General features: G+C 54.5%; 13 protein-coding genes. 12 read left to right on the top strand and 1 reads right to left on the bottom strand.

Annotation, left to right across the window (positions count from 1 at the left end; translation table 11 throughout):
• The first annotated feature begins 137 nt into the window (after nt 1–137).
• The 8 genes from AC0MRV_RS20800 to AC0MRV_RS20765 all read left to right on the top strand — a co-directional run bounded on the left by AC0MRV_RS20800 (nt 138) and on the right by AC0MRV_RS20765 (nt 3,921).
• Complete coding sequence (locus tag AC0MRV_RS20800) at nt 138–629, top strand: hypothetical protein (protein WP_472766448.1); 492 nt, start codon at nt 138–140, stop codon at nt 627–629.
• Nucleotides 630–642: 13 nt separating this feature from the next.
• Nucleotides 643–1,101 carry a hypothetical protein gene (locus AC0MRV_RS20795; RefSeq protein WP_472766447.1) on the top strand — a complete coding sequence of 153 codons (459 nt, stop codon included), beginning with the start codon at nt 643–645 and terminating at the stop codon, nt 1,099–1,101.
• Between the two features lie 64 nt (nt 1,102–1,165).
• On the top strand, nt 1,166–1,543 hold the full coding sequence (locus AC0MRV_RS20790) for a hypothetical protein (RefSeq protein WP_472766446.1): 378 nt from the start codon (nt 1,166–1,168) through the stop codon (nt 1,541–1,543).
• Between the two features lie 16 nt (nt 1,544–1,559).
• Nucleotides 1,560–1,907 carry a hypothetical protein gene (locus tag AC0MRV_RS20785; protein WP_472766445.1) on the top strand — a complete coding sequence of 116 codons (348 nt, stop codon included), beginning with the start codon at nt 1,560–1,562 and terminating at the stop codon, nt 1,905–1,907.
• 13 nt (nt 1,908–1,920) lie between these two features.
• Nucleotides 1,921–2,310, top strand: a complete 390-nt coding sequence (locus tag AC0MRV_RS20780; RefSeq protein ID WP_472766444.1) for a hypothetical protein — start codon at nt 1,921–1,923, stop codon at nt 2,308–2,310.
• A gap of 450 nt (nt 2,311–2,760) precedes the next feature.
• Nucleotides 2,761–3,102, top strand: a complete 342-nt coding sequence (locus AC0MRV_RS20775; protein ID WP_472766443.1) for an ankyrin repeat domain-containing protein — start codon at nt 2,761–2,763, stop codon at nt 3,100–3,102.
• A 78-nt stretch (nt 3,103–3,180) separates the two neighbouring features.
• Nucleotides 3,181–3,621, top strand: coding sequence for a hypothetical protein (locus tag AC0MRV_RS20770; protein ID WP_472766442.1), 441 nt, complete (start codon nt 3,181–3,183; stop codon nt 3,619–3,621).
• Nucleotides 3,622–3,699: 78 nt separating this feature from the next.
• Entirely contained in the window at nt 3,700–3,921 is a 222-nt protein-coding gene (locus AC0MRV_RS20765) for a hypothetical protein (protein WP_472766441.1), read from the top strand.
• 109 nt (nt 3,922–4,030) lie between these two features.
• Here the strand turns inward: AC0MRV_RS20765 and AC0MRV_RS20760 are convergent, their stop codons facing one another.
• The gene (locus tag AC0MRV_RS20760) at nt 4,031–4,186 is read right to left on the bottom strand and encodes a hypothetical protein (RefSeq protein ID WP_472766440.1); all 156 of its coding nucleotides are present in this window, start codon (nt 4,184–4,186) and stop codon (nt 4,031–4,033) included.
• A 466-nt stretch (nt 4,187–4,652) separates the two neighbouring features.
• On the opposite strand from AC0MRV_RS20760, the gene AC0MRV_RS20755 reads away from it, so the two are divergent.
• The 4 genes from AC0MRV_RS20755 (at nt 4,653) to AC0MRV_RS20740 (ending at nt 6,816) form a co-directional block, all read left to right on the top strand.
• The gene (locus AC0MRV_RS20755) at nt 4,653–5,141 is read left to right on the top strand and encodes a hypothetical protein (protein ID WP_472766439.1); all 489 of its coding nucleotides are present in this window, start codon (nt 4,653–4,655) and stop codon (nt 5,139–5,141) included.
• Between the two features lie 20 nt (nt 5,142–5,161).
• Nucleotides 5,162–5,542 carry a hypothetical protein gene (locus AC0MRV_RS20750; RefSeq protein ID WP_472766438.1) on the top strand — a complete coding sequence of 127 codons (381 nt, stop codon included), beginning with the start codon at nt 5,162–5,164 and terminating at the stop codon, nt 5,540–5,542.
• Nucleotides 5,543–5,955: 413 nt separating this feature from the next.
• Nucleotides 5,956–6,459, top strand: coding sequence for a hypothetical protein (locus AC0MRV_RS20745; protein ID WP_472766437.1), 504 nt, complete (start codon nt 5,956–5,958; stop codon nt 6,457–6,459).
• An 18-nt stretch (nt 6,460–6,477) separates the two neighbouring features.
• On the top strand, nt 6,478–6,816 hold the full coding sequence (locus AC0MRV_RS20740; RefSeq protein ID WP_472766436.1) for a hypothetical protein: 339 nt from the start codon (nt 6,478–6,480) through the stop codon (nt 6,814–6,816).
• Nucleotides 6,817–7,001 lie beyond the last annotated feature (185 nt).

Below are 7,001 nucleotides of genomic sequence, written 5' to 3'. Positions count from 1 at the left end.
GTTCTGTCCATGGTGCTCGAAGAAGTTGCCGAACGGCCCCTTCATTCCCGATGAAGAAATCAGAGTCTAACCAACCACCGCAGCCAACGCCGGGGCTGGCGCCCCGTCGCGGCTGAGTTCAAACGTTAGCCAAGCGCATGAGACTCATTTCCTCGCAGCTGACATTTCTCTTTAAGAAGGTCGTCCCGGCGCTTTGGTTTGGGTTTCTCGGGGTCTTCACCGTCCTCGCCTTTTCCTCGATGTGGAGACAGGGGCGTCCCGATCTTTTGTTTCTCCTGTTCATGGGAGGGATGGCTGCCTTCGGTTACCTCATCATGCGGTTCTTTATTTTCGACTTTGCGGACGGGGTTTGGGATGAGGGCGACGCACTTCGAATTCGAAAAGGAAAGACCGAGTTCCGAGTTCCATTCGCCACGATTACCGATGTTGAAAATTCGTTCATGACCAATCCGCCGCGCGTCACGGTCCATTTTTCTCCTCCAGTCGATGCGTTCACGAAGTTCGTTTTCGTTCCGGAGTCGGGTGGCTACTTTAGCACGCCTGAAGTCGTATCCGAGATCCAAGCACGGAAAGAAGAGGCTAACCAACCGCCGGAGACAAGGCCGACAAGTCGGCCTGTCTCAGCTTAGACGTTAGCCGAAAATGACCTGCGAACACCCCAGTCCAGCAACGATGGCGAGTTTCTACGTCAGCGGCCTGACCGAAGGTTTCACCACACCAGAAGAGATCGTCGCGTGGATCGATAGCCTCATTTCCGCAGCGAGTAAGGCCGAGGCTTGGATGATCGATCTTTCGACCGCGAAAGACCCGAATGAAATTCTCCACTACCTGTATTGCGTTCCGGGCACAGCAGACGAACGCGAGCTGGCGCGCTTACACTTCGACGCACACAGGAAGAAGTTCGGGGCCGACTCTGACATCCTCGCAGCGGTTCGGCGCATATTCCGTCTGGCCCAGATGAAAGGACTCCCTGAGCACAAGGTCAGTGAAGCATACCAGATCGATCATGAAGCCGACCATGGATTCCATCTTCCGGATTGGGATTCGAAGCTTCGAGCGATGATAACCACATTCTTCGAAAGTTATGAAGAAAGAGGCTAACCAATCAGTGCAGACAAGGCCGACAAGTCGGCCTGTCTGACCTCAAACGTTAGCCGCACACAAAATGAACAGTCCTGAGTCAGGTGTGATTTTGGTTTCAGGTCGGGAGCTTTCCTATCGCTCCGATCACTATGGCCAGTGGTCGATCCCGCTTTCCGAGATTCGCGAGATCTCAGAGCTCACCACTGCGGAAGGCCCGTTTGTAGACGACTATTTCTTCTGCTTCCGCACCGCTCAAAAAGAAGAAGTGAGAGCTTCATTCTATGCGGTCGGCTGGGATGATTTATGGCCGATTCTGGCCGAGACGTTTCCCGGTCTGATTCGTCCAGGACTGTGCGACTCGACTTCTTCCCGGACTCGAATTCTCTGGCCCCAAGATACAGAAGAAGAGCCCAACCAACCGGCGGAGACAAGGCCGACAAGTCGGCCTGTCTCAGCTTAGACGTTCGACAAACAAGATGAAACTGGTGCGCACTTACCTCCTCCTGACCGGCTTGGCTACGGTGGTCGTTTCGGTTCTTTCGACCTACTACATTTTGGCCGGCAGCGGAGGAAAAGAGATTCGCCGCCTTAGAGATTTCGCACTGGTCCAAAACGACCAAGCGATTGTCGATGCGCGCTTCGAAGCGGTTGCTTCTGGATATGATCAGCGATCGACCGATGCCACGATTTTGGTCCTGGGCGTCTACTGCTTGGGCACGTTGAATCTGGGTTTCCTGCTATATCTCGGGACCAGTAAAAAATATAGGTCGAACCAACCGGTCGAGACAACGCAGGCCGTTGCACGGCCTGCGCGTCTCACCTGAAACGTTAGGCGAAATGAATCGTTCGTTTAGAGATGCCGTCCTTGAGCAGCTGGAGAGTGATATTCTCTACTTCGCGTGGTTGAAGCAGATGGCTGAGCATCAGTTTGGATTCACGGGCGGAGCCGAGAGTCAGAACGCCGTCCTTGATTTGATCCTGAACTTGGTTGGAGCGAACATCTGCGTCGTCGGAGACGCGAAAGAAGAGGATTCACTCGTTGTTATCCACGCTTGGGAGGAACGCGGCGCGCGTCTTCGGGAGCGACTAGAGCAGAGTTTAGAGCTGCTTCCGCCCGAAGATCGAAGTTACGTCTTTTGGCTCCAGCTTTCGACACACCACCAGAGAGAAAAGCCTAACAAACCACCGCAGCCAACGACTGACAGCTCTGCTGTCAGTCGCGGCTGAGTTCAAACGATGGGCGGAATAAGATGACATCTGAAGTCGCATCCTTTTCTGAATATCCAGTCGCGTGGACTTTTTGGGCGCTGAACTTGGGATTCGTAGTAGTCGCCGTGGCAGCGGGCGCGTTCCTCGTAGTGAAGAAGAAGATACTGTTTCTGGCTCCACTGGTGCTAGGTTTCGCACTTACGCATAGCATCCGATGGCTTCGAGCATCGCTTACCCACGACTACCCTGTTCCGAAGGTTGCCCGCTTCGAAAGCCACGTCGATTCGGAGGGACGTCCGATTCCTCTGCTTTCGTCGACGACGAACATCGATCCTATAGCTTGGGGCGCAGGCCTGACCGTGGTTTTACTCACGCTACGAACCAGAAAAGAGCCCATCCACCCACCGCAGCCAACGGCACTAGCGCGCCGCGGCTGAGTTCAATCGATGGGCGAAAGTTGAAATGCGGATGAACCTCTTCACTCGGAAGCCAGATCGCGATGCGTGCTATACGTCGCTTCGGTCCGCAGTGACTTCTGGAGCGACAACGACGATCAGAGATCTTTTGGCTTCGCACCCCGACCTTCTGAATCAGCGAGACGAGAAGGGCATGACACCATTGCTTTGGGCGGCCGAGTGCCAGAACCTGTCCAGCGTCGCGTGTCTGGTCGATTTGGGCGCCGACACCGAAGCGAAAGACGACCTAGGCTACGATGCGGTGATGCTCGCACAGTGGCACGGAGAGTATCGCATGCGAGCCTACACGGACGTCAGTTTGAAGATCGTCGATCGAATCCGCGCAGCGAAATGAGAAAAGAGCCCATCCATCCGCCGCAGCCAACTCAGGTCAGCTCCGCTGACCTGAGCGGCTGAGCTCAAACGTTGGGAAATGAAAGGCATGCTTCGAATCGTTATTGGTTGCTTGATCGGACTATTGTCCGGCGCCGCGGAGCAGCCCCCCATTTGTTCAGCCGACGGCTACGAGGACTATTTTACCCGAAGGTCCGAAAGGTGGATGAAAGCGCGATGGCCCAAGACCGTCGAGGAGGCGCAGGCACGATGGCCCAAAGTTTCCGTCACCATCATTTTTTCGAAAGGTGATACATCAGATTTCGTTCAATTGGCAGAGGCCCTGAAAGGGAGCGCTTGGAAAGATGAAGTGCTCACCATTTTGAAAGACGAACGAGTCTGGAAGTATGTTCGATTCGGGAGTCCCGACTCGAATGATCGCCCGCCGGACAAGCTGCGTTCCGGAGGACAGGAGCATCACCTTTTCTTCGATCGAGATGGTTGCGTGCTGAGTGTCGCTTCCATGTGGTATGGAATATGAAATCTCCCAACCAACCGGTCGAGACAACGGATACCGCTGCGCGATATCCGCGTCTCACCTGAGACGTAGCCGAACCTAATGAACTACCAAGAATGGGGCAGCTTTGTGAATGCCGCGATCCTCATCATCGCTGGCACATGGATGATCGCCGCAAATTCGAAAGAAGAAGAAGAGGAGTCTCCCGATGGCCCGCGCGATTTTGCTGAAATTCGAAAAGCCCAAGAGAAACGAAAGAAATTCAAAGTCGCAGGTGCTATGTTGATTGGCCTCGCGGTGGTCCAATTCCTCATCGATCTCTGAAATGAAAAGGGCTATCCAGTCGGTCGAGGCAACGGCTACCGTCGCTCCGCGCCGGCAGACGCGCCTCACCTAAATCGTTGGCCGTAGTTCGATGTCCGCTCTAATTTCGTTATTTTTCGGCACCTTGTTGATCGTCGTGAACCGTCCCTTTTCGATTGTTTGCCAGCATTTCCAAAAGAAGGTCTGGGGTTTCGACTTCCCCCTGAAGAGCTTCACCATTCCCAATTTGATCATCGGATTCGCCATGGTTATCATCGGGATCCACGGGATGATTAAATCGTGAGCGAGCAGAACAAAGAAATGGCCAACCAATTGGTGCAGACAAGGCCGAAAAGTCGGCCTGTCTGACCTCAAACGTAGGCGAACAACAATGAATCCGTATCGTCTGCTGTTGTTTGTTCAGCTCGCTCCAATCGTGATGATCTTTCCGACATTTGTTCTGCTATTCGAGCCGTATCCGCGGCTGGCGATGGCTGCTCTAGCATTGACGCTAGTTTTCGGATTCTTGGGGATGCGGATCAAATGCCCGAATTGCGGACGCGCACCTCAGTTGAGAAATCACCCAGATATTCCATTTCGGATCTGTGCACCACGCTGGCGCGATCAGTGTCCTCATTGTCACGCCCCGCTTTCACGTCTACTACCCGATAAAGAATGGCCTATCCAGCCGCCCGAGCCAACGAGCACCGCCGCTCCGCGTCGTCGCTCGCGGCTCAGCTAAATCGTTAGCCATGAAGAGAAGCGCTTCTTTCGTTTTGTTGTGTATCGCAGTTCCGCTTTTCGCGCAGACGGATCCGGCGGAGCGGCTTCAGCGGATGAAAGCGGAAGCCGCAAAACGAGAAGCGATCATTCAGCATAAGTTAGCTCACAGCGGGTCTGCGTATGCTCCCGCACCGAGTGACCCGGATGGTGAGAGCTTTCCGCTGCACCTGTTAGTTCGGAACGAGCCGCTTGAGGCTTGCGCCGGGGAGTTCGCAGACTTCGCCGGCGTGGAAGTATTCGTGAGCTGGAGAGCGCGAGGAATCCAGATTTCTATTGATCGCTCAGTTGATTCAGCAGCCGACGGGGCGCAGGCGTTTCGAGAAGCGTTTCGTGCTGTCGGGATTTCGGAAGTTCATATCGCACCTCGAATCGTCGCGCTAGTGAGCACTGCCGAAGATTTAGAGGCTAACCATCCGGCGCAGCCAACGACCGCCAGCTCCGCTGGCAGTCGCGGCTGAGCTCAGTCATTCGACGTAGAATGAAAGGTAACGCATGGTCTCTATTCGCCGGGCTGCAGCGATGTGCGGAAGACGGAATGTGCGAGGTTTCCAAGCGCATTGTCAGAGTCTATTCGCACGATGATCCTGTTGCCGCAAATGAAGTGATCTCGAAGTTGGAGCGCGAAGGTTGGGCGATTGTGGTGCGAAATCTGAATGACGCAGAAGATGACGAGGTTTGCCTCCTGATGGTCGATTATCCGGGGGGCGGTTCGCCGTTTGACGGATGGAAGAAAAGCTTCTCGCGACTGGTTTCTGATTCTCGATACTTTCGGTCAAATCCGGTCACCGATACCCAAATGGAAACCGAAAAAGAGTCGAACCAATCGGTGCAGACAAGGCCGACAAGTCGGCCTGCCTGACCTCAAACGTTCGGCATGCGGACTCGTGCAACTTGGCTCAGTAGCGCCTTATCGGGATTGATTGTCGGCTCCTTGGGTCGAGCAATGGCAGAAAGATCTTCAGATATCGCCATCGGCTCATTCGTAGTCCTGCTTTTCGGGAGCTTCATCTTCGCGGTGATGGGCACTGCGCAAATCGAGCACGAACGACGAAGAGCAGGCCGAGAAACCGTATGGGCGATGTTATTTGCGATTCCAGACGACTATTTCGGCAGGTTTTTGTTACCTTGTCTTGGTAGGGGGGTGGTATGGATTTCATCAATAGGCTTCGGGGTATTTTCGATGAATTTGTTCCTGAGATGAAAAGCCGAACCAACCACCGCAGCCAACGAGGCGCTGACGCGCCTCGCGGCTGAGTTCAGACGTTCGCCGATATGAAGGTTATCGCCGTCGCACTTCTCGCTCTGTCGGTTTCGGGTTCCTCATTTGCAGGAGTCGTTCAGTCCGGGTTTCGCCAGATGGTTTCCGGCGCATCGAGCATTGAGGTTATTCGTTCGGCGACGGCGTCAGGTTCATCGCAGGTGATTTTCTCGACCTCCGACCCGAAGAAGATCCAGGAGATCTCCGACGCGTTCGATTTCATCGATCCTTCCCCGAGCACGTCTGCAGATGGCGAAGAGATCATCACACTCACGTGCTTCTGCGTTCCGGAGTATTTTGTGACGTTTGGCGGCTTAGTGGGCGGTTCGAAGTCGTTCGGTCTCAAACATTCGGTTTCAGCAGTGCTGCCGCCGGAGCCGCTTGGTGTTGATTATGTGACCGACCTCAAGCTCGCGAAGCGGAGTGGAAAGAAACTGAAGAAGCTGATTCAAAAGTGGGAAAAGAGGGCGAACCAATCGCCGGAGACAAGGCCGACAAGTCGGCCTGTCTCAGCTTAGACGTTAGCCGAGATTGAGATGGGCTTTCTGATTACAGAGTTTCTCCGAGTTCCGAAACCCGAGCAGGCGTATCAGCATCAGTTGGACAGCATGACCGTTCTCGAATACCTCGCCGACGAAGGAACACGCGTCGAAGCCGGCTCCCCCATCGTTCGCTTGGAGAACTATTGGGCAGTATTCGAGGTTTCGAGCACCGTTCCCGCGCGTATCGCGAAGAACCTCTATGATTGGACCCCAAGCATCACTCTAAGCACCGGTCGTGAGATATCACTGCTCGTATTCGATGATGACCTCCCGAAAAATGCCTCCCTGTTTTCCACTCGTGTGGTTTCTATCAAACGTGAGAAAAAGGGCTAACCAACTCCTGAGGCCAACTGAGCAAGTAAAATCAGGCGGCGGCGAGTTGGGTGGCCAAGGGTGAGTGCCGCTGTTGAAGGGCGGCCAGGTAGCGGGTTTCGTCGTAGGGCACGCGGTCGTGCCAGCAGCGCCAGAGGATGCGGATCCATTTAAAAGCCAGCGCACGCAGGATGGTTTGGTGGTTC

This window comes from Actomonas spartinae, assembly GCF_051209155.1.
Taxonomy (GTDB): domain Bacteria; phylum Verrucomicrobiota; class Verrucomicrobiia; order Opitutales; family Opitutaceae; genus Actomonas.
The sequence above is the reverse complement of the archived record's forward strand: the minus strand, read 5'-3'. Positions and strand labels throughout refer to the sequence as shown.

What these genes read in the sequence shown, in the direction of transcription:
- AC0MRV_RS20800 (WP_472766448.1), top strand. Translation starts at nt 138, where the DNA reads ATGAGACTCATTTCCTCGCAGCTGACATTTCTCTTTAAGAAGGTCGTC.
- AC0MRV_RS20795 (WP_472766447.1), top strand. Translation starts at nt 643, where the DNA reads ATGACCTGCGAACACCCCAGTCCAGCAACGATGGCGAGTTTCTACGTC.
- AC0MRV_RS20790 (WP_472766446.1), top strand. Translation starts at nt 1,166, where the DNA reads ATGAACAGTCCTGAGTCAGGTGTGATTTTGGTTTCAGGTCGGGAGCTT.
- AC0MRV_RS20785 (WP_472766445.1), top strand. Translation starts at nt 1,560, where the DNA reads ATGAAACTGGTGCGCACTTACCTCCTCCTGACCGGCTTGGCTACGGTG.
- AC0MRV_RS20780 (WP_472766444.1), top strand. Translation starts at nt 1,921, where the DNA reads ATGAATCGTTCGTTTAGAGATGCCGTCCTTGAGCAGCTGGAGAGTGAT.
- AC0MRV_RS20775 (WP_472766443.1), top strand. Translation starts at nt 2,761, where the DNA reads ATGAACCTCTTCACTCGGAAGCCAGATCGCGATGCGTGCTATACGTCG.
- AC0MRV_RS20770 (WP_472766442.1), top strand. Translation starts at nt 3,181, where the DNA reads ATGAAAGGCATGCTTCGAATCGTTATTGGTTGCTTGATCGGACTATTG.
- AC0MRV_RS20765 (WP_472766441.1), top strand. Translation starts at nt 3,700, where the DNA reads ATGAACTACCAAGAATGGGGCAGCTTTGTGAATGCCGCGATCCTCATC.
- AC0MRV_RS20755 (WP_472766439.1), top strand. Translation starts at nt 4,653, where the DNA reads ATGAAGAGAAGCGCTTCTTTCGTTTTGTTGTGTATCGCAGTTCCGCTT.
- AC0MRV_RS20750 (WP_472766438.1), top strand. Translation starts at nt 5,162, where the DNA reads ATGAAAGGTAACGCATGGTCTCTATTCGCCGGGCTGCAGCGATGTGCG.
- AC0MRV_RS20745 (WP_472766437.1), top strand. Translation starts at nt 5,956, where the DNA reads ATGAAGGTTATCGCCGTCGCACTTCTCGCTCTGTCGGTTTCGGGTTCC.
- AC0MRV_RS20740 (WP_472766436.1), top strand. Translation starts at nt 6,478, where the DNA reads ATGGGCTTTCTGATTACAGAGTTTCTCCGAGTTCCGAAACCCGAGCAG.